Below are 20,189 nucleotides of genomic sequence, written 5' to 3' on the forward strand. Positions count from 1 at the left end.
ACCCCCTCTCAGAGTTCTTCGGCCAGGCGCTTCGAGAAGCGGGTGAAGACCGCCCACCCCAGCACCAGGGAGACGACGGCGGACCCGACGACCACGAGGATCGTGGTCAGACCGGGGACCTGGTGCTCGTACAGGAGGTCGCGGAAGGCCTCTACGTAGTGCACCAAGGGGTTCGCCATGTAGAGCGAGTCGACGTGGAACCGGGCCACCAGGGAGTCCGGCGACACGTCCTGGACGAGGGTGATCGGGTAGATCACCGGGGTCGCGTAGAAGAGCACCTGCAGGCCGATGGCCACGAAGTGGGCCGAGTCGCGGAAGTAGACGTTGGCCACCGAGAGCATGAGGCCCAGTCCGGTGGCGAAGACACCCACCAACACCATGAGGAGCAGGGTCGGGAGCACCCACAGCAGCGGGTTGGCCCCGAACACCAGCAGGGCGACCCCCAGCACGGCCATCTCGATGAGGAAGGTGACGAACAGGGCGACGGAGTTGGCCAGGACCAGCAACTGCCGCGGGAAGGCCGTCTTCTTGATCAGGTTGCCGTTCGCGATGAGTGCGCCCATCCCCCCGTTGACGACGCCGCTGAAGTAGTTCCAGGGCAGCAACGCGCACAGCAGGAAGAGCGTGTAGTTCTGCACCCCGTCCGCGCCGACCGTCGGGGTGATCCGCAGGATGGCACCGAAGACGACGGTGAAGATGAGGGTCGAGGCGAGAGGGTTCAGCAGCGACCAGAACCAACCGAGCGCCGTGCCCTTGTACTTGCCCCGGAGCTCGCGCATGACCAAGTTGGACAGGAGCTCGCGGCGCTCGATGACGTCGTGCAGCGCTGAGATGGGTTCCTCCCGAGTTCGCCCCGGTGACGTGGTCGCTCGGGGTCGGCATGAGAGTACATAGCGCGCCGGACACCCCGGGGACCTCACGTACGGTCGGCGGATGCGCTTCGTGCTGGACGCAACGCCGCTGCTGGGGGTGCGGACCGGCATCGGTCGGTACGTCGACGAGCTGCTCCGCCACCTCCCCGGGGCACTCGGACCTGACGACGACGTGGTCGCCACCGCGTTCACGCTGCGGGGAGCGGGGCGGCTGACCGACGCCGTCCCCTCGGGCGTGTCGACGGTGCACCGGCCGGTTCCCGCGCGAGGGCTGATGACGGCGTGGGCCCACGCGGAGCACCCGGTGGTGTCCTTGCTCACCGGCCGGGTCGACCTCTTCCACGGGACCAACTTCGTGCTCCCCCCGCCGGGCGCGGCCGCGGGCGTCGTCACGGTGCACGACCTCACTTACCTGCACGACCCGGACGCGGTGTCCACGGCCTCACGCCGCTACCGCGAGCTGGTCCCCCGGTCTCTCTCCCGCGCTGCGGTGGTGTGTGTCCCCTCCCGCACCGTGGCGGACGAGCTCTCCGCGGCGTACCCGCGGTTGGTGTCCGAGCCGGCAGTCACACCCCTGGGCGTCTCTGGAGCCTGGGCCAGCGCCCGACCCGCGACACCGGCTCGTCTACGCCAGCTCGGGTTGCGACCGGGCTTCGTGGTCGCCGTGGGCACCCTGGAACCACGCAAGGACCTGGACACCGCGGTGGCGGCCGTGCGACTCGCCCACCAGCGAGGCGCCTCGGACGTCCCGCAGCTGGCCATCGCCGGCCCAGCGGGCTGGGGGCCGGGACTCGACCTCGAGGGGCTGCCGGGAGGCGCGATCGTCCGCCTCGGGCGTCTGGAGGACGACGAGCTCCGCGGGGTCGTGGCCGCTGCACGAGCACTGGTGTCGACGTCGCGGTACGAGGGCTTCGGGCTCCCGTTGCTGGAGGCCCTCGCCTGCGGGACGGCGGTCCTGGCCACGGACATCGCCGCGAGCAGGGAGGTGCTCGCCGGGGCCGAGGACCTCGTCGGGTTCTTCGGGGTGGGCGCGGTGGAACAACTGTCCGACGCACTCGTGGGACTCGGGGAGGACGACCCGTCGTCCTCCCACCGCCGGCGCGACCACGCCGCGTCGTGGTCGTGGGACCGGACAGCGAGGTCCACCGTGGCTGCGTGGCGCCGAGCACTGGACTGATCAGCCTCAGCAGCCCCACGGGCACCGCCGGGGACCGTCGGTCCTGTGCGCGTCACCCGCGGGCTGAGAACCTGGACCGGGGGCCGACCTGCGGCCTGTCGGAGGAGGAGGGACCGTGCGCCCTGCAGTGACCCGTGAGACTGCCCCGCCAGACGTGCCGTCGGATCCTGCTCCGGGACCAGTCGAGGGGGCCGCCGCACCCGCCGGCGTGCTGCACCGCCTCCGCGCGCGACTGGCCGGCCAGCTGCCGGTCGACACCACGCCGGTCTGGAACGCCCGGTGGGCACCCTGGGCGCTGGTCCTGGCGGTCGCGGCGGCCGCCGTCCTGCTGCGTTGGCGCTCGGCACCCGGCGCCGACGACGTGATCTGGGCCGAGGACGGGGAGGAGTTCATCCAGGACGAGCTCGACCACCCGACGCTGACCAACCTCTTCCGGCCCTACGCCGGGTACGTCCTCGTCGTCCCCCGACTGCTGACGGCCGTCGTGACTGAGCTTCCGCTGGCCTGGTGGGCTGCCGGCATGGCGGTCGCTGCGGTCGCGGTGCGGGTGGCGTGCGCCGCGTTCGTCTACCGCGCCCTGGCCGCCCACCTCGGTCCGGGGCCGAGACTCGCCATCGCCATCGCCTCGGTCACGCTCCCACTGGCCGGGTTGGAGACGTTGAACAACGTCGCCAACACCCAGTGGTTCATGATCCCTGCCGCGGCAGCAGCCCTCGTCTGGCGTCCCAGCGGCCGGGGAGGTCGCACCTTGGCTGTGCTGGTGGTGCTCGCGGCGGCCACGACCAGCCCCCTGACACTCGTGCTGCTGCCTCTTGCGGTCTGGCGGTTCCTGGTGGTCCGGTCGTGGCGCGAGCACGGGGTCACCGTCGCACTGCTCCTGGGTGCCGTCGTCCAGATCGCCGCGGTGCTCTCATCCCGAGGTCGGACGAGCCCGTCGTCGGCACCACTGGAGGCAGTGTGGGCTTGGGTCTACCGGGTGGTGGGTTCCTGGCCGTTGGGGATCGACTGGGCCCAAGACGTGTTGGACGGCGACCGCCTCGGTGGCCTCGACGGTCCCCTCGCGCTCGCCGCCGTGGGTGGTTCCATCACGGCTCTGGCGCTCGTCGGGGCGCTCGTCACACCCGGCCCCCGACGGCAGCTGGCGGTGCTCTCCGTCCTGGGCAGTTCCCTCGTCTACGGGGCCACCACACGCTTCATGGACGTCGACGACCTCGTCGACGCCACCGGTCGGCCGGCGATCGGGCTCGCCGGCCGGTACGCCGTCGTGTCCATCCTGCTGCTGCTGCCCGCGGTGGCGGCAGGGTGGGAGGGCTGGATGGAACGCCGCCGCACGCGCGGCGTGGCCAACTGGGCCGGGGGCATCGTCGCCGCCGTCTTCGTGGTCGGTGTCCTGCAGGCCTACGGCCAGCCGACCTTCCAGAACACAGCCGCCACGTGGACCGACGCAGCGGCGGCCATCACGGCGGGCTGCGCCTCCGGTGAGGGGGAGTTCGGCGTTGCGGTCGAACCCATCGGGTGGGCGATCCTCGTCCCCTGCTCGGCGGTCGCAGGAGGCTGAGCCCGCCGGGTGCCTCCGGAGCAGCACGGCGCTCGTGCCGTGTCCCCCGGAGGCACCGGGCGCTCACCGCACCGACGCCTGCCGGCAACCGAGCAGCGGGTTCGCCGTCCCAGCGCCGGTGTTGATGGCGTAGACGCAGACCTGGTGCGTCCCGGCGCCCGCCGGCAGGTCGACGGCGTACCCGTGGCCTGGTCCGGCCGCCGGCCACGCTGCACCCAGGTCGGGACGGGACGACGAGGCCGGCAGCTGGGCCACCAGGGCGCCGTCCAGGTAGAAGTGCACCTCGACGGGCGCCGAGGGGGCGTCCGGGTCCACGGCCCAGCCGGTCACCGTCACCACACCCTGCCCGCCGACCGCACTGTCGTAGGACCCCCGGGGGTTGCTGCCGGACTGGTCGCTGACGATCGCCGTCGAACAACCCAGCAGGCTGTTCGCCGTACCCGGACCGGTGTTGAGCGCGTAGACGCAGACCTGGTGGCGGCCCGGGGTGGTGGCGCCGGACCAGCTGTAACCGTGCCGGGAACCGGCCCCGCGCACGGCCGCGGCCACGTCCCGGCGCTCTGCGTCCGCGGTCAGCTCCCCACTGAAGACACCGTCGACGTAGACGTGGACGGTGCTGGGTCCGGACGGGTCGTCCGGGTCCAGCGCCCATCCCGATGCATTGATGACCTGCTGACCGCCGGTCACCGTGTCCAGGGAACCCACCGGGTTCGCCTGGGCGGCCGGGACCGTCGATGCCGACGCGCACCCGAAGAGCGGGTTGGCCGTCCCGTAGCCCGTGTTGATGGCGTACGCACACACCGTGTGCGCTCCCGGCGGGACCGCCTGGCTCCAGGTGAAGCCGTGCCGGGGGCCAGCGCCCTCGACCACACCGGAGACGTCAGGGCGCTGCCCGTCGGCCACCAGACGGACGAGCGCTCCGTCCACGTACAGGTGGATCTCCACCGGCGTGCCGGGCGCGTCCGGGTCGATGGCCCAGCCACCCACCCGCATGGTGCCGCCCGTGCCGACGACGGAGTCCAGCGATCCCACCGGGTTGCGGCTGGCCGGGTCCACCACCAGCACGTCCTGGCAGCCCAAGACCGGGTCTGTGGTGCCGGCCCCCAGGTTCACTGCGGTGACGCAGACCCGCGCAGGGCCGGCCGCGACCGCGGTGGTGATGGTGAATCCGTGAGCCGGGCCGGCTCCGTGGGCAGCCCCCACGTCGGGACGGTCACCGGCTGCGGGTCCGCTCGAGACGACCCGGCCGTCCACCGTCACCCGGACCTGGACGCTGGCGGTCGGGACGTCCCGGTCGAGCGTCCAGCCCGAGACCGTGATGCTGCCCGGCACGGTGCTCACCGAGTCCAAGCTCCCCACGGGCGCCCCGGCGTCCTGGTTGTCCACCGTCCGGCACCCCAGGAGGGGGTTGACGCTCCCGGCGCCGCCGTTGAGCGCGTAGACGCAGACAGATCGGGCTCCCAGGGCCGCCGGGACGGTGACGTCGAACCCGTGGGAGGGTCCGATCCCCGGGTAGGCCGACCCCACGTCGGGCCGGGACGACGACGCCGCGACCTGTCGGACGAGCTGACCGTCGACGTAGACGTGCATGGTCACGGGCGTCGTCGGGAGGTCGGGGTCGAAGGCCCAGCCGCGGATGCCGAGTTGACCGTACGCGGAGGAGACGTCGTCCAGGCTGCCGCGCGGGGACGAGGCGTCTGCCCTGTCCTGCGTGGAGCCGAACCAGTCCGTGTAGTAGAGCCAGAAGTTCCGGTTGCCGTACGCGGAACAGCCGTCACCGGAGCCGTAGCCAGCCGCCAGGGCCGCGGCGTTGGGCTGGTAGGGCGTGTACACGTAGAGGCCGGCGGTGGCCTGGTTCTGGATGAAGACCGGTGCGCTCCCGCACGCCGCGTTCGGTGAGTACCGCACCTGGTTGACGACACCGACGCGGTAGTTGTAGGAGGAGGGACGCGATGCGTAGACGCGGAACTGCCGCGCCGCGCCGTACACCTGGTTGAAGAACCCGTAGTACTGGGTGTCGCAGGCAGCGGTGTCTGGGCACCCCATCCCCATCGCGCTGCGGTACCGGGACGCACTCAACGAGGACCCTGAGTTGGTCACCAGCGACTGCTCCTTCTGCATCATCACCAAGAGGACCCGGGGGTTGATGCCGCAGGCGGCCGCGATCTTCGTGATCATCTGTGCGGCCGACTCCTGGGGCGCACCTTGGTACCCGGTGCACAGACCATCGCTCGCCCTGTTCGGGGTGTCCTGGCGGTAGTCCTTGAGGCAGGGGGTCCCGTCGGCGCCGGCCCGGCAGGTGGCGCCCTTGGCGTTGATGAAGGCCTGGGTGTCGTACAGCGGCATCCCGCCGCCGTCGAAGAAGACCGAGTCGCTGATGATGTTGCCCGGGTTGAACTGGGAGGGGTCTGCGGCGAGCTCCCAGGGGGCAGGGGGCGTCGAGGGGGTCGGTGAGGTCGGACCCAGCAGGCCGGCGATCAGCGCAAGGGCGGCCAGCGCCAGGACGAGCGCGCGGTGGCGCGAGGAGCGCACGGCCCCAGAGGCGGGGGTCACAGGACCGGCACCTCGACCCGGGTGGTGTCGGAGGACCCGACGACGTCTGCCGAGCGGTAGCTCAGGGTGGCGTCCCAAGCGCCCGGGGTCACCTCAGACCCTCGAACGGCGACCAGCCCGCAGGACGTCGTGCTCGCACCAGCGGTGGCCGGTCCCTCGGCGGTGACCGTCTCGGTCCCGCGGGTGAGGGTGAGCCGGCACGTGCCGCCATCGGCCACCAGTCCGCTCACGAAACCGCTCGCCTGCACCTCGCCGGCCGTGCCGTCCCAGAGCACGTAGGTGAGGGCCACCTCCACCGGGTCCGAGGCGGCGGGCTGCGGGTCGGTCGCGACGGGGACCTCCGCAGTGGTCCCGGAGGCCGGGTCGGACGACGTCGCGCCGCCCGAGGGTGCTCCCGACGGGCCGGTCGACGTGTCGTCGACCTGCGCCCCCGACGAGGCGGAGGGCGAGGGGGCGGCACTGCTCACGGAGGGTGTCTCCCTGGTCGTCTGGGACAGCGCGGACGCGACGACTCCGACCACGAGCAGGGTGGCCGCCGCGAGGGACAGGTTGCGGGTGCGGGGGGACATGACGTGCCTCTCACGGGTGGGACGCATCGGGTGGGCGGGCGGGTACAGCGGTTCAGCCGACGGTCCGGCACCCCAGGGGGACGTTGATCGAGCCGTCGGCGACGCTGATCGCGTAGGCGCAGACCGTGGTGCGCCCCCCGGGGTCGGGGAGGCTGACGTCCAGGCCGTGCGCGCTGCCGGCCGCCGGGTATGCGGCCCCCACGTCCGGCCGGGCGGCGTTGGCCGTCACCGCGGTGCCCACGGGTCCCACGTACACGTGGACCTGGACGGGCCGGGCCGGGTCGTGCTGGTCGATCGACCACCCGCGGACCGCGAGGCGACCACCGCTGCGCGCGACGGAGTCGAGGGAGCCGTAGGCATCGTGGGCCGAGGCCGCGACAGTCGCAGTCCGGCAGCCCATCAACGAGTTGGCGGTGCCCGCACCGGTGTTCATCGCGTAGGCGCAGACCGTGTGGACGCCGGCCGTCGCGCTCACCGAGGAAGCCAGGCCGTGTCGCGAGCCCAGCCCGAAGGCGGCACCCACGTCCTGTCGCACTGCGTCAGCGGCCACGGCGGTCCGGAACGCCCCGTCGACGTACACGTGGACGGAGGTCGGCGTACCCGGGGTGTCGGCATCCAGCGCCCAGCCGGACAACGTCATGTCGACCCCGGAGACGCGGATCGCATCCAGCGAGCCCTGGGGGTTCCACGCTGCGGCCGAGATCGACACGTCCCGGCACCCGAGCATGGGGTTGAGCGCACCGGCACCGCGGTTGAGCGCGTAGACGCAGATCCGGTGGTCGCCCGGGGAAACGGTGAGCGTCGTGTCGAAGCCGTGCGCCGCACCGGTCCCGAAGTCGCTGAAGACCGCACCGATGTCGCCACGCGTGGCGCCGGCAGCCCGCTGGGCGGCGAGGACACCGTCGAGGTAGACGTCGGTCTGCACGGGCGCCGAGGCCTCGTCCGGGTCGATGGCCCAACCCGCGAGGCGCACCTGCCGCCCGGAGACCTCAGCACCGTCGAAGCTGCCCACCGGCTGGCGCGGCGCTGTACCCACCTGCACGATCCGACAACCCAGCTGGGGGTTCACCGCTCCCGCCCCGGTGTTGATGGCGTAGACGCAGACCGAGTGGGCGCCCGGCGAGACCGCGGCGGTGACGGAGTAACCGTGTGCCGCCCCAGCTCCGGGGAAGCCCGCGCCGATGTCGGGCCGGGAACGATCGGCCTTGGCCGTCACGAGTCGCCCGTCCACGTAGACGTGGACGTCCACGGCGGTACTGGGTGCGTCACCGTCCAACGCCCAGCCACCGACACCCACAGCGCCACCCAGCACGACGACCGAGTCCAGCGAGCCGACGGGCGTGGAGACGAAGCCACCGACCTGCGTCGACGCGCAACCCAGCACGGGGTTGACGGTGCCGACGCCCGTGTTGATGGCGTAGACGCACACCGTGTGCGGCCCGGCGGGGGCGGAGAACTGTCCGGAGAAGCCGTGGGAGGCACCGGCGGTGGGGAAGAGGGAGACCACGTCGGGTCGGGACCTGTCCGCCACGAGCTCGCCGACCATGGCCCCATCGACGTACACGTGGATGGCCAGGCCCTGGCGAGGGGTGTCCATGTCGACGGCCCACCCGGCCACCGAGACCGTGCCGAAACCACCGCGCACCGAGTCCAGCGACCCCGACGGCGTGGAGAAGGCGGGGCGCAGAGAACTCACCTGGGCCCGGATCTGGTCCAGCGTCGAGTACCCGTACTGGCCGGGACACGAGGTGTTGCCCACGTCGCGGTGCCCGAACACGGTGGGCAAGGTGACCACGGTGCCGGCGGGGTACTTGGCGGTCCCGCCCCCTCCCGACGTCAACTGCGTCGTGCCGTAGGGGTCGACGCCGAAGAGGGAGAACTTCCACGCGATGATCGCCGAGACCGCGTCAACGGTCGCCTGGCTGGGCCGAACCAGGTCGTAGTTGCCCAGCATGGAGACGCCGAAGGTGCCGCTGTTGAAGCCGCCCGCGTGGGCGCCGACGACCGTGCTGGCCAGACCTCCGTAGCGGCCCTCCCACGTCCGGCCGAACTTGTCGACGATCACGTTGTAGCCGATGTCCCCCCAGCCGCGGCTGAGGGTGTGGAAGGCGTAGATCGACCGCATCATCGCGGGGACCTGGTCGGCGGTGTAGTCGTTGGTGTCAGCCGTGTGGTGGATGGTGGCCGCCTTGATGGTCGGCGCGTACTGCGGGTCCCACGTGCGGATGCCCTCGTCGGCCCCCCACTGGGCGCGCGTGACGACCGCGGGCATCGCCGAGGCGGCGTGTGCCTGGTCCAGGGGTGCGGCGGCGTCGATCGCGCTGTCGGCGGCACTGGTCCCCGGGTCGATCAGCTGGGTCCGCACGTCGGCCGGCGAAGAACCGTCAAGGGCCTGGACCACGACCTCGATGCCGGTCGCCGGGCCGGTGAAGTACGGCGCCGTGCCGTCGCGGACCTCTGCTCCGGGCACCGGGGTGCCGGTCTGTTCGATGTCGTCCTGGGCCAAGGTCGTCCACTCGCCCCAGGTGCCGTCGGCGCCCTGGACCCGGAGGCGGACCACGACGGACGTCACTGCCGGGTCGTGGGCCCAGGTGACGCCGACGGCCGAGAAGTCCGTGACCTCGGGCTGCGAGACGCTGAGCGCCGGCGCACCGGCGACCTCCGCACCGGAGACGGCCACCTGCGCGTCGGGGGCGGGGACCGGGTCGCCGCTGGCCTGCGGAGCCGTGGGGTCGGCAGGCGTCTCGTCCGTGACATCGGGCACCTCGGTCGGTCCGACGTCGGGTGACCCGTCGGCCGTGGCGCCCGGGCTCAGCACCTCACCAGGCCGGACCCCGGCGTCGGCCCCGGCTGCGAGGACCTCACCGTCCGTGCTCACGACGGCCTCGTCGGCAGGCGCCTGGAACGACCCCATCTCCACCTCGGCGATGGAGGGCTCGACGGCTTCTGCAGCCGGGACAGGGGCTGCGTAGACGGGCAGCACCAGCAACGTCCCGGTCAGGACGAAGAAGGCGGCAGAGCCCGCGATGATGCGGCGCACGAGTGGTCCTCCGATGACGACGAACAGGGGCCCACCTGAGGAGGCTGGGCCAGTTACGTCAGGGTCATCGTCACGAGGGACACGGAGCTTGAGGGGCGACCCCTCCAAGAGATGACGAACAGGCCGGGCGGATTGCGCACGACCTGCCCGTCACCCGGTCGAGACGGAGCTAGGAAGCGCGGAACCCGCTGCTCATCGCGACGTGCAGTGCGCTGCGCCAGGACGGTCGGGCCGGCAGGCCGGCAGCGTCCCAGACACCCCCGTCCAAGACGGAGTAGGCCGGGCGGGGGGCCGGACGCACGAAGTCCTGGGACGTCGTCGGCAGCACACGGTCGGGGTCGGCTCCCAGTTCGTCGAACACAGCCTGAGCGAGCCCGTGCCAGCTCACCTGCCCCCCGTTCGTGTAGTGGAGGACCGGGGGAACGGGGTCCAGACGTTCCCCCAGAGCCACCAGCCCGCCAGCGAGGTCCGCTGCCCACGTCGGGGACCCGATCTGGTCGTCCACGACCGAGACCGTCTCACGCTGGGACTCCAGGTTGGTCATCGTGCGCACGAAGTTCCCACCTTGGCGGCCGTACACCCAGGCCGTCCGGACGATCGAGGCGTCGCCGCCCACCTCCAGGACAGCTCGCTCCCCCAGCGCCTTGGTCCGTCCGTAGGCCGACCGAGGCGCCACGGGTGCGTCCACCGGGTAAGGCGACGAGGCTGCGCCGTCGAACACGTAGTCGGTCGAGACGTGCACGAGGCGCGCGCGCCCGGCCAGTTCCTCGGCCATCCACCCAGGCGCGCTCCCGTTCACGAGCGCCGCGGTGTCCTCGTCGGTCTCGGCCGCATCGACCGCGGTGTAGGCAGCTGCGTTCACCAGGACGTACCGGTCTGCCGATGACGTGGCCAGCCAGGTCCTGAGGACCCCCCGGACCGAGGACTCGTCCGTCAGGTCCATCTCCTGCCGACCCACCGCGGTCACCGCGTCTGCGCGGTCGGCGAGCACGGCGAGCAGGTCGTGACCGAGCTGCCCCCGGGCGCCGGTGACGAGCCAGGCGGTGCTCACTGCCGGGCCGTCGCAGCGGCGGCCTTGAGCGGCTCCCACCACGCCCGGTTGTCCCGGTACCACTGCACGGTCATCGCCAGACCGTCCTCGAACGACATCCGGGGGGAGTACCCCAGAGCCCCGGTCTTGGAGTAGTCGACGGAGTACCGCAGGTCGTGACCACCACCACGCGGGTCGACGATCTCCTGGACCGAACTCCAGTCCCGGCCGGTGGCCTCGAGCAGCTTCTCGGTGAGCTCCCGGTTGGTGAGCTCGCGCCCGCCGCCGATGTTGTAGTACTCGCCCGGTGCACCCTTCTCCACCACGAGCTGGATGCCGCGGCAGTGGTCGTCGACGAAGAGCCAGTCCCTGATGTTGGCGCCCGCGCCGTAGAGCGGGACCTTGTGCCCGTCCAGCAGGTTGGTGACGAAGAGCGGGATCACCTTCTCCGGGAAGTGGTAGGGCCCGTAGTTGTTGCTGCACCGGGTGATCGAGATGTTCAGACCGTACGTCTTGGCGTACGCACGGGCGATCAGATCACTGCCGGCCTTGGCCGCGGAGTAGGGGGAGTTCGGCTCGAGGATGTGGTCCTCGACCCACGAGCCCTCGTCGATCGAGCCGTAGACCTCGTCGGTGGACACGTGCACGACCCGTCCCACGCCATGGCGCAACGAGGCCTCGAAGACCTGCTGGGCGCCCAGCACGTTGGTGAGCACGAACTCGGCTGCGCCAGTGATCGAGCGGTCGACGTGGGACTCGGCAGCGAAGTTCACGACGACGTCGTGACCGGGCAGCGCGGCATCCAGGTCCGCCGGGACACAGATGTCGCCCTGCACGAACCGGTAGCGCGGGCTGTCGGCGACCGGGGCCAGGTTCGCGAGGTTGCCGGCGTAGGTCAGCTTGTCGAACACCGTCACCTCGGCGTCCTCGTAGCCCGGGTAACCACCGGAGAGCAGGGTCCGGACGTAGTGGGAACCGATGAAACCGGCGCCGCCGGTGACCAGGATGCGCATCGAGTAGACAGTCCTTCTGGTGGGGTGTGGGACAACACTCTCGGTTGTCCATTCTGGCAGAGGCCGCGGCGGACCCCGGTCAGAGCGACCTCGCGCGGATACAGTCTCGACCACCCCGTGCCGGCCCGACGTGAGGATCCCCGTGGCTCAACGCCCCCTGCCGGCCCTCACGCCCGGGGAGTCCCCCCACCACTCCCGCAGCATCGTCCCGGCTCCGTCGGGGCTCTGTTGCTCGTGAGCTGGCACCTCCACGTCCTGCTCGTGGCCGTGGTCGCGCTGGGCGCGCTCATCTGCGTGGCAACGGCCTGGGCTGTGGCGTTCCGGCCGTGGTGGCGGGGTCGGCCGCACCTGGCGCCTGCGTACGGGTGCATCGGGCTCGCCGTCACCGGCTACGGCCTGTTCTTCCTGTGGCTGGCCGGGCGGACCCTCGGTCTCGTCTCGTCGGTGGGCGTGCTCGTCCTCGCGCTCGCGTCGACCCTGTGTGCCGCGACTGTCCTGCGCCGGCCCTCCCCCCGACGCGGGACGGACTCACCCTCCGCCTCCCGGCGGGGGGACATCGCGCTCGTCGGCGGTCTCGTGGTGAGCGTGCTCGTGCTGCACGGCTCCCTGTTCCTGCTCTGGGACGACCAGGTGGATCTGTACGCACTGGCCCGGGTGCGCTTCAGCCACCCCCTGCCCTGGGACAACCAACTCCCGGAGCTCATCGCCCGCCGTCTGGAACAGGGGCAGGACCCCCGCGGCGCTCTGGAAGGATGGCTCACCAGCGACAGGCCCCCCACGCAGACGGGCCTCCTCCTGCTGCTGGCTCCCCTGGCGGGTCTGCTGCAGACCGACCAGACGACTCTCGCCTCCCTCACGGGGATCCTCGTCCAGCTGGTCTGGGTACCGGGGCTCTTCGCCACGATGCGGACCCTGGGACTCGACCGGAGGGCGGCGACGGTCGGCATGGTCATGGCCGCCCTGGCCGGCACCACCCTGGTGAACACCGTCTTCAGCTGGCCCAAGCTGCTCTCCGCTGGGCTGGTGCTGTGCGGCCTGGCGATCGCTCTCGACGCCCGACACCGGACGACCACCGATCCCAGGGCCCTGGTGCCTGCGGTCGCCGCGGCGGCGGGGTGCGCGATCGCCTTCCTGGCGCACGGGACCGCCGTGTTCGCCGCCCCGCTCGTGCTGTTGGCACTCTGGGCCGGCGGGCAGGGCCTCCGCAGGAGGGCCCGACTGCTCGCTCCGGCAGTCACTGCACTGGCTCTCTACCTCCCGTGGGCGGCCTACCAGCGCGTCGTCGACCCACCCGGGGACAGGCTGCTGCTCTGGCACCTGGCCGGGGTCGTCGAACCGACCGGCGAGAGCCTGCTCGACGCACTCTGGCGGACCTACACCACCCGCCCGTTCGGCGCGATCGTGTCGGACAAGGCCGCGAACGTCGAGCTGCCACTGTCCGGCGCGCCATGGGCTGGGCTGTCCTCGTCCGGCTGGGATGCTGCTGCTCGTCGGTCGGCCGAGTTCTTCACCGTCTCCGGGGCCGTCGGACTGGGAGTCGTCCCCCTGCTGGCGTTCCTGGGGTGGTCGGTCCTGCACCGCGACGAGCTGGACGCCACGACCCGCTGGCTGTTGCGGGGCTCGGCGGCGGTCGCAGCCTGCGTTCTCCTGTGGAGCCTCGTGCTGCACGGCCCCGGCGACACCTGGCTGCACAGCGGCTCCCACGTGCCGGTCTTGACCCTCATCGCCCTGCCGGTCGCCTGGTGGACCGCCGGAGGCCTCCGCTTCCCGCTGGCCCTGTGCGCGGCACAGGCGATCCTGCTCCTGGCGGCTTACGGCCCGGGGGGCACCACCGGCGTCCTGCACAGCGGCGCTCTGGTGGGCGTGGCCGCAGGGCTGGGCGGCCTGGCCGTCTTCGTCTGGACGACGCACCGGGCCGATGCTGGGTCCACCGACCCGCATCAGGCCGTCGGCCCCACCGACCAGGCCGTCGTCGAGCTGATCGGTCCGCCGGTGGACCGCTGACTGCACTCCGTCGGCCATCCTCGACGACAGAGGCCCGGGTTCCCCGCGTACGCGGAGAACCCGGGCCTCTGGAGGGCGGTGCCGGACTAGATGGTGCCGTCCGCGACGGCCTTCTCGATCCACGGGATGACCTCGTCGAGCATGTCCTCGAGGGTCGTGCTCGCCTCGAAGCCGAGCACCCGCTTCGCCTTCTCCGTCGAGGGGACACGCTTGGCCACGTCGTGCTCGAACCCCTCGTCGTGCGCCAGTGCGAGCGGGACGTCAGCGCCCTTGATCTTGCGCCAGATGACCTCGGCCAGCTCCTTCACGGAGTGACCCACCGGCGTGGACAGGTTGAAGTCCTCGTTCAGGGCGGCGGGCTGCTCCACCGCCTCCACGATGCCCCGCGCCAGGTCGCCGCCGTACGTGTAGTGACGGACCTGCTCGCCGTTGCCCAGGACGTGGAGCGGGTCCTGACCCTTGAGGACCTTCTGCACCAGGTCGGGGACCACGTGGCTCATCGCCAGCTTGACGTTGCCCGAGTCGATCTCGACGTCACCCAGGGCGCGTGACTCCCCGATGCCCACACAGTTGAAGGGGCGCAGGATGGTGTAGGGCAGCTTGTACTGGTCCCAAGCAGCCCGCGCGAAGTACTCGACGGACAGCTTCTGGAAGCCGTAGGAGCTCAGCGGCGGGGGGACGATCCGCTCGTCGCCCTCGACCGAGGGCCACCGGTCGGTGGACTCGAAGACCATCGACGACGACAGGTAGGTGACCTTCTGCAAGGTCCCCTTCCCTCCGTCGAACGCCTCGATCGCCGCGTCGCAGGACGAGGCGATGATCTGCTCGTTCTGCGCCAGCAGGTCGTAGGCGTACGTGTGGAAGTAGGAGATCCCACCGATGAGCGCCGCGCCTGCGATGAAGTGGTCGGCGCCTTCGAGCGCCTTCCGCATCGTGTCGGCATCCCGGACGTCGCCTTCGAGGAAGATGTACCTGGGGTCGGAGTCGTACGACTTCTCCACACGCCCGTACTTGGAGTAGTTGTCCACGCCAACGACTTCGTGTCCTCGGCGGAGCAACTCTTCACAGACGTAACCGCCGATGAAACCGGCGGAACCGCTGACCACTACTCGTGCCACGACTTACCTCACGCTCCTGTGTTGACTGTGGGATCCCCGACAGTGACGTGGGCCGAGAAGCCGGTCTCCATCGGGGGCGTACCGGGGGGCTCTGCTGGGCTGCGCTCCTGCAGCTCCGCGAGTTCCAGCTTCGGCCCGTAAGCGAAGCGGTACCAGCGAAGGTACTTCGGGATCCACTGGGCGAGCTTGAAGTTCGACACGCCGGCCTGGCGGTCCAACCAGATGGTGGGGAGCTCTGCGACGGGCAGGCCGAGCCGCCGCGCCTTCGCAGTCAGCTCCAGTCCGATCTCGAAGCCGTGTCGGCTCTCGATGCCGACTCTGCGCACGAAGTCCCGGTCGTAGGCCTTGAAGCTGTTCGTGGCATCTCGTGTGCCGATCCGGGCGAAGACGTACAACGACTTCCCAGCCGCACGAGAGAGCATCGACTTGAACATTGGCCCGCCGACCTGCTGACCACCGGGCATGTACCGGGAGGCCGCAGCCACGACGACTCCCCGTTCGATCAGCCGGGTCAGGTCGTCGATCTGCCGAGGGTCGTCGCATCCGTCCGCCATCGTCACGACGACGGTGTCCGCCGCCGCGGCGTCGATCCCGAACCTGATGGCGTTCGCAGGACCCCGCCCGTAATCGCTCACGACGGTCCGCAGATGAGGGTGCGACTGGGCGTAGCGCGTGAGCGCCGCCACCGTCGTGTCCTCCGGGAAGTCCACGACGACGAGGATCTCGCTGTCCAGCTGCACTGCCTCGAAGACCCGGTCGAGCGCCGGGATGATCGCCTCGCCCTCGTTGTACGCGGGGATGACGACCGACACCCGAGGTGAGCTCACCATCAGACCGTGACGCCCCGACCGAAGAAGTTCCAGACGTCGACGACCGGCTTGTCGGTGACGATGTCCGCGTAGACGGTGTGCGGCGTGGCCAGGACCAGCACGTCACTGTCGGCCAGCACCTTGTCCAACGGGAGCAACCGCGGATCGGTCTTCACGTGGGGATCGGTGGTCAGCACAGAGCCGGCCCGGAAGTCCAGGACCCGGCGGAGCTTGTAGGACAACGACGACCGGACGTCGTCGCTGTCGCCCTTGAACGCCATCCCCAGGATGCCGACGGTCAGGTTCGCCAGGTCGAAGCGCTTCTCCATCTGGGTGACCAGGTACAGCGGGAGCCCCTCGTTCACGAGCATGGCCGCGTGGCCGATGGCGAAGTTGTTGTCGTTGAAGGCGGCCAGCTGCATGGCGTCCTTGAACAGGCACGGACCAGCTGCGAAGCCGGCACCGGGCATGTCCTTGGCCCGCGGGTAGTCCGTCATCAGACCCTGACGGATGCGTTCGAAGTCCAACCCACGGTCGTTGGCCATCATGAAGAACTGGTTCGCCGTGGCGAACTTGATGTACCGCCAGGTGTTGGTGAAGAGCTTGGCGAGCTCGGCCTCTTCCGGCTCGAGGTGGACGATCTGCTCGGTGAGCCGACCGAACAGGTCAGCAGCCCTCGTACGCCCACGATCGGTTCGCGAGGACACGATCTGCGGCAGGGTGAAGAGCTCCTCCATCGCCTTGTGCTCGGCGATCCGCTCGGGACAGAAGGCGACGTCGATGTCGTGCCCCAGCTCACCGACGAGCTTCTCGACGAGCGCAGTCACACCGGGGTAGACGGTGCTGCGGAGAACGAGGAGCTGGCCGTCCCGGAAGTAGGGGCTACAGGTGCCCAGCGCCGCGGGGATGGCCCGGGGATCGGGGTTCAGGTGCTCGTCGACCGGTGTGCCGATGACGACCACGACGTTCTCTGCCCGGCCCACGACCGCTGGGTCCGTGGAGGCGGTCAGCACACCCGCCGCGCGGGCCGCTTCGAGCTTCGGTGCAGCTCCCGGTTCGGCGAAGGGCATGACGGCGTCGTTGACCATCTGCACCGTGGCGTCGTTCACGTCGTACACGGCGACAGTGGCGCCTCGGTCAGCGAGGGCGATGGCCAACGGCAGCCCCACGTGGCCTCCCCCGCCGATCACCACGACGTCGTACTCGAAGGGGGACCCGCTCACGGTGTCCGGCATTGATCGACCTTCCTCTGGCTTCTGGCACCCGATGACAGGTCACCTCGGAACACGAGGACCTTAACCAGTGACCCCCCTGTGGTGACCACCGTCGACACGCCACCGCAGCGCGAGGTGACGGTGAGCTGCAGGGGTCGAACGGGGCTCGTGGGCCTCGTGTGACGGAACGGTTCGGAAGGCGCCTCGACGCGGAGTGCCCGTAGCCCCGGCCAGGGGTCGGCTCGTAGCATCGGATCCATGCCGACCACCCCTTTCCTCCAGCGCTTGCGCGCCAGTTGGCGCGTGCTCGTGAAGGAGTTGAGCGCCTTCGGCATCGTGGGGATCGCGTGTTTCGCCATCGACCTGGGCCTGTTCCAGCTGCTGTACGCGCACGCCGGATGGGGTGCGGTCACGGCGAAGCTCGCCTCGACGGTGGTGTCCATGACGGTGGCCTACTTCGCACACCGGCACTGGTCGTTCGCGCACCGCGCCAGGACCGGCCTCCGCCGGGAGTACACGATCTTCTTCGTGGTCAACGGCCTCACGCTGGCCTTGGGCCTGGCCCTCGTGGCGATCGTCCGTTACCCCCTGGGACAGGAGGGCGCTCTGGTGCTCCAGCTGACCAACGTCGCATCCACGGCCATCGGGACGCTCATCCGTTTCGTCTGCTACCGGAAGTGGGTCTTCGTCCACGAGAACGCCCCTGCGGCGGTGGCCCACCGGCAGAACGTGGAGCGCCGCCAGGCGACACGCAACGCCGCCTGACGCAGGGCGACCGCTCGCGCGCGACCACGGCGCGGGCACGTAGCGTCAGGTCCACTCCGCCGCCGGACGACGACCTGGTGTGTGTGCCGAGGTGCCCAGCCCGACGTGAGGACCTGTCGTGAACAGTTCGCCCCAGGGGCCCGAGACCCCCCGCCCTCTGCCCCCTCGCCTGGACCCTCGGGCCGGACGAGCACCCAGGCAGTCCGCCACGGGTGTCCGGTCAGCCCGGCCGGCTCGCACTGGCGTGACCCGAGCAGCAGTCGCAGCACGTGTCGTGGCCGGACTGCTGTCGGTCGTGCTGCTGGCCACCGGCGGCTGGGGCTGGTACCTCGGCCGCGTGGTGGAGGCCAGCGTCAACCGCACCGACGCCATCCCCACCAGCGGCAACGACGGCGTCGCCGAGGTCGAGGACGCCGGTCAGGCGATGAACCTGCTGCTGGTCGGCAACGACAGCCGGGCCAACGCCACGCCCGAGGAGCTCGCCGAGCTCAGCACCGAGGCCAACGACGGCATCAACACCGACACGATGATCCTGGTGCACGTCCCGGCGGACGGGTCGAAGGCGTCGTTCGTCTCCTTCCCCCGCGACTCCTACGTCGACATCCCCGGCCACGGGATGGACAAGCTCAACGCGGCCTACGCCTACGGCATGCTCGACGCCCCGGACGACGCGACCGACGCGCAGAAGCAGGCGCTGGGCGCCCAGCTGCTGATCCAGACCCTCAGTCAGCTCACCGGGCTGTCGATCGACCACTACGCCGAGGTCGACCTGCTCGGGTTCTTCAACCTGTCCAGCGTCATCGGCGGGGTCGAGGTCAACCTGTGCAACGCCGTGCAGGACTCGTTCTCCGGGGTGGACCTGCCGGCCGGGGTGCAGACCATCAGCGGCTCCGAGGCGCTGTCCTTCGTCCGCCAGCGGCACGGCCTGCCGCGCGGGGACTTCGACCGCATCATCCGTCAGCAGACCTTCATCGCCGGGATGATCCGCAAGATGCTGTCGGACAACGTCCTGCTCGACCTGGGCAAGCAGCGGACGCTGGTGGAGGCAGCGGCGAACTCGTTGACCATCGACCAGACCCTGGACCTGTTCGACCTGGCCGGGCAGATGCAGTCCGTCACGGCGGGCAGCATCGACTTCCAGACGGTGCCCTACGTCGGTGACGACCAGGACGACGCCGGGCGCTACATCCTGCGACTGCAGGACGAGGACGCGCTGCACGCGTTCTTCGCGAACCTGTCTGCCGAGCCGGTCCCGGCCGTCCCCGCCGAGACCACCGCACCCCCGGCGACGACGGAGCCGGGCGAGGTGTCCGTCGCGGTGTTCAACGGGTCCGGCGTCTCCGGTGAGGCCGCGACGGCGGCGGCCCAGCTCGAGGGGGCCGGGTTCGTCGTGGCGAGCACCGGCAACGCCGACAGCGCGCAGTACACCGCCACCGAGATCCGCTACGCCGCCGGCGACGACGCGCTGGCCGCCACGCTGGCCGCCTCGATCCCCGGTGCCACGACCGCGCAGGTCGACGACGTCGAGTCCGGGATCGTCCAGCTGGTCATCGGCTCGGACTTCAACGGGGTCGGCCAGGCACTGAGCACCCCCGAGACCACGGCGGCCGCCCCGGTCGAGGGCGAGGACCCCCGCACCGCCGACGACACGACCTGCATCAACTGATGACGACTCCCCCGGACCTGCTCGCCGGCGCGCTCCGGCGTGACGCCGCCGCGCCCCTGGTCACCCACTACGACGACGCGACCGGTGAGCGGGTCGAGCTCTCGGGCACCACGCTGGCGAACTGGGTCGCCAAGACCGCCAACCTCCTCCAGGACGAGTTCGACGTCGGGCCGGGCAGCACGGTCGCGGTCGCCCTCCCGGTCCACTGGCAGACCGCCGCCGTCCTGCTCGGCGTCTGGTCCTGCGGTGCCGCCGTGCTGGACACCGCCGCCGAGGACGAGGACCGCCTCGACGGCGTGGACGTGGTGCTGGCGGCCCAGGACCGGCTGCCGGCGATCGAGGAGCACGGGCTCGACGAGCTGCTCGGGCTGTCGCTGCACCCGCTGGGCCTGGGCATGACCGGGTACGTGGGCGACGCCCGGGACTTCGCGCTCGAGGTCCGGGTGCACGGCGACCACTTCGCGCCGTACCAGCCGCCGGCGCCGTCGGACCCCGGCCTGCTGCTGGCCGGTCTACAGCTCACCCTCGGTGGCCTGGTCGAGACCGCCGTCGAGCTGGCCGGACGGCTGGGCCTGGTGGCCGGCGACCGGGTGCTGGTCGACGAGCAGGCGGCCACGGAGGCCGGCCCCGTCGCCTGGCTGCTGGCCCCGCTCGCCGCCGGGGCGTCGATCGTGCTGTGCCGCAACGCCCACCCGGGCGGCCTCCAGCACCGGGCGGAGACCGAGGGCGTCACCGCTACGCTCGGCCTCAGGCTCGACGGGATCCGCGAGCTGGGCCGCCCCGCTCGCAGCTGAGCCCGCC

The 20,189-nt window shown here is 71.0% G+C and carries 15 protein-coding genes; 6 read left to right on the forward strand and 9 right to left on the reverse strand.

From position 1 onward, the window contains the following. Positions 1 to 8: 8 nt before the first annotated feature. Positions 9 to 779, reverse strand: a complete 771-nt coding sequence (locus AC0IVP_RS03445) for an ABC transporter permease (protein WP_471754577.1) — start codon at positions 777 to 779, stop codon at positions 9 to 11. Between the two features lie 154 nt (positions 780 to 933). On the opposite strand from AC0IVP_RS03445, the gene AC0IVP_RS03450 reads away from it, so the two are divergent. Continuing rightward, positions 934 to 2,049, forward strand: a complete 1,116-nt coding sequence (locus AC0IVP_RS03450) for a glycosyltransferase family 4 protein (protein ID WP_471754579.1) — start codon at positions 934 to 936, stop codon at positions 2,047 to 2,049. 208 nt (positions 2,050 to 2,257) lie between these two features. Further along, positions 2,258 to 3,607 carry a hypothetical protein gene (locus tag AC0IVP_RS03455; protein ID WP_471754581.1) on the forward strand — a complete coding sequence of 450 codons (1,350 nt, stop codon included), beginning with the start codon at positions 2,258 to 2,260 and terminating at the stop codon, positions 3,605 to 3,607. Positions 3,608 to 3,670: 63 nt separating this feature from the next. Here the strand turns inward: AC0IVP_RS03455 and AC0IVP_RS03460 are convergent, their stop codons facing one another. The 5 genes from AC0IVP_RS03460 to rfbB form a co-directional block, all read right to left on the reverse strand. Then, positions 3,671 to 6,160: a hypothetical protein gene (locus AC0IVP_RS03460; RefSeq protein ID WP_471754583.1), complete on the reverse strand. Its 2,490-nt coding sequence runs from the start codon at positions 6,158 to 6,160 to the stop codon at positions 3,671 to 3,673. Further along, a complete protein-coding gene (locus AC0IVP_RS03465; RefSeq protein ID WP_471754585.1) occupies positions 6,157 to 6,729 on the reverse strand; it encodes a hypothetical protein in 573 nt (190 codons plus the stop codon). The genes AC0IVP_RS03460 and AC0IVP_RS03465 overlap by 4 nt, the downstream gene beginning before the upstream one ends. Before the next feature lie 52 nt (positions 6,730 to 6,781). Beyond that, positions 6,782 to 9,769 carry an N-acetylmuramoyl-L-alanine amidase gene (locus tag AC0IVP_RS03470; RefSeq protein WP_471754587.1) on the reverse strand — a complete coding sequence of 996 codons (2,988 nt, stop codon included), beginning with the start codon at positions 9,767 to 9,769 and terminating at the stop codon, positions 6,782 to 6,784. A gap of 169 nt (positions 9,770 to 9,938) precedes the next feature. Beyond that, entirely contained in the window at positions 9,939 to 10,820 is an 882-nt protein-coding gene (rfbD, locus tag AC0IVP_RS03475; RefSeq protein ID WP_471754589.1) for a dTDP-4-dehydrorhamnose reductase, read from the reverse strand. Next, entirely contained in the window at positions 10,817 to 11,812 is a 996-nt protein-coding gene (gene rfbB, locus AC0IVP_RS03480; RefSeq protein WP_471754591.1) for a dTDP-glucose 4,6-dehydratase, read from the reverse strand. The genes rfbD and rfbB overlap by 4 nt, the downstream gene beginning before the upstream one ends. Before the next feature lie 234 nt (positions 11,813 to 12,046). Between rfbB and AC0IVP_RS03485 the strand changes: the two genes are divergently transcribed. Beyond that, entirely contained in the window at positions 12,047 to 13,816 is a 1,770-nt protein-coding gene (locus AC0IVP_RS03485; RefSeq protein WP_471754593.1) for a hypothetical protein, read from the forward strand. A gap of 86 nt (positions 13,817 to 13,902) precedes the next feature. On the opposite strand, the gene AC0IVP_RS03490 is transcribed toward AC0IVP_RS03485, so the two are convergent. Genes AC0IVP_RS03490 through AC0IVP_RS03500 form a run of 3 tightly spaced genes read right to left on the reverse strand, consistent with a single transcriptional unit; the run spans position 13,903 to position 16,978 of the window. Further along, the gene (locus AC0IVP_RS03490; protein ID WP_471754595.1) at positions 13,903 to 14,934 is read right to left on the reverse strand and encodes an NAD-dependent epimerase/dehydratase family protein; all 1,032 of its coding nucleotides are present in this window, start codon (positions 14,932 to 14,934) and stop codon (positions 13,903 to 13,905) included. Between the two features lie 8 nt (positions 14,935 to 14,942). Continuing rightward, positions 14,943 to 15,746 (reverse strand): glycosyltransferase family 2 protein, encoded by an 804-nt coding sequence (locus AC0IVP_RS03495; protein WP_471754597.1) that lies wholly within the window; start codon positions 15,744 to 15,746, stop codon positions 14,943 to 14,945. 17 nt (positions 15,747 to 15,763) lie between these two features. Continuing rightward, positions 15,764 to 16,978: a nucleotide sugar dehydrogenase gene (locus AC0IVP_RS03500; protein WP_471754599.1), complete on the reverse strand. Its 1,215-nt coding sequence runs from the start codon at positions 16,976 to 16,978 to the stop codon at positions 15,764 to 15,766. A 264-nt stretch (positions 16,979 to 17,242) separates the two neighbouring features. On the opposite strand from AC0IVP_RS03500, the gene AC0IVP_RS03505 reads away from it, so the two are divergent. The 3 genes from AC0IVP_RS03505 to AC0IVP_RS03515 all read left to right on the forward strand — a co-directional run bounded on the left by AC0IVP_RS03505 (position 17,243) and on the right by AC0IVP_RS03515 (position 20,182). Further along, positions 17,243 to 17,722 (forward strand): GtrA family protein, encoded by a 480-nt coding sequence (locus AC0IVP_RS03505; protein WP_471754601.1) that lies wholly within the window; start codon positions 17,243 to 17,245, stop codon positions 17,720 to 17,722. Between the two features lie 274 nt (positions 17,723 to 17,996). Then, a complete protein-coding gene (locus AC0IVP_RS03510) occupies positions 17,997 to 19,388 on the forward strand; it encodes an LCP family protein (protein WP_471754603.1) in 1,392 nt (463 codons plus the stop codon). After that, positions 19,388 to 20,182: a TIGR03089 family protein gene (locus AC0IVP_RS03515; RefSeq protein WP_471754605.1), complete on the forward strand. Its 795-nt coding sequence runs from the start codon at positions 19,388 to 19,390 to the stop codon at positions 20,180 to 20,182. The genes AC0IVP_RS03510 and AC0IVP_RS03515 overlap by 1 nt, the downstream gene beginning before the upstream one ends. Positions 20,183 to 20,189: the final 7 nt, after the last annotated feature.

It is taken from the genome of Klenkia sp. AC732 (genome assembly GCF_979256525.1).

Excerpts from the sequence above, each read along its gene's own strand:
- rfbB (WP_471754591.1), bottom strand. The coding sequence starts at position 11,812 with ATGCGCATCCTGGTCACCGGCGGCGCCGGTTTCATCGGTTCCCACTAC.
- AC0IVP_RS03445 (WP_471754577.1), bottom strand. The coding sequence starts at position 779 with ATGCGCGAGCTCCGGGGCAAGTACAAGGGCACGGCGCTCGGTTGGTTC.
- AC0IVP_RS03500 (WP_471754599.1), bottom strand. The coding sequence starts at position 16,978 with ATGCCGGACACCGTGAGCGGGTCCCCCTTCGAGTACGACGTCGTGGTG.
- AC0IVP_RS03515 (WP_471754605.1), top strand. The coding sequence starts at position 19,388 with ATGACGACTCCCCCGGACCTGCTCGCCGGCGCGCTCCGGCGTGACGCC.
- AC0IVP_RS03465 (WP_471754585.1), bottom strand. The coding sequence starts at position 6,729 with ATGTCCCCCCGCACCCGCAACCTGTCCCTCGCGGCGGCCACCCTGCTC.
- AC0IVP_RS03450 (WP_471754579.1), top strand. The coding sequence starts at position 934 with ATGCGCTTCGTGCTGGACGCAACGCCGCTGCTGGGGGTGCGGACCGGC.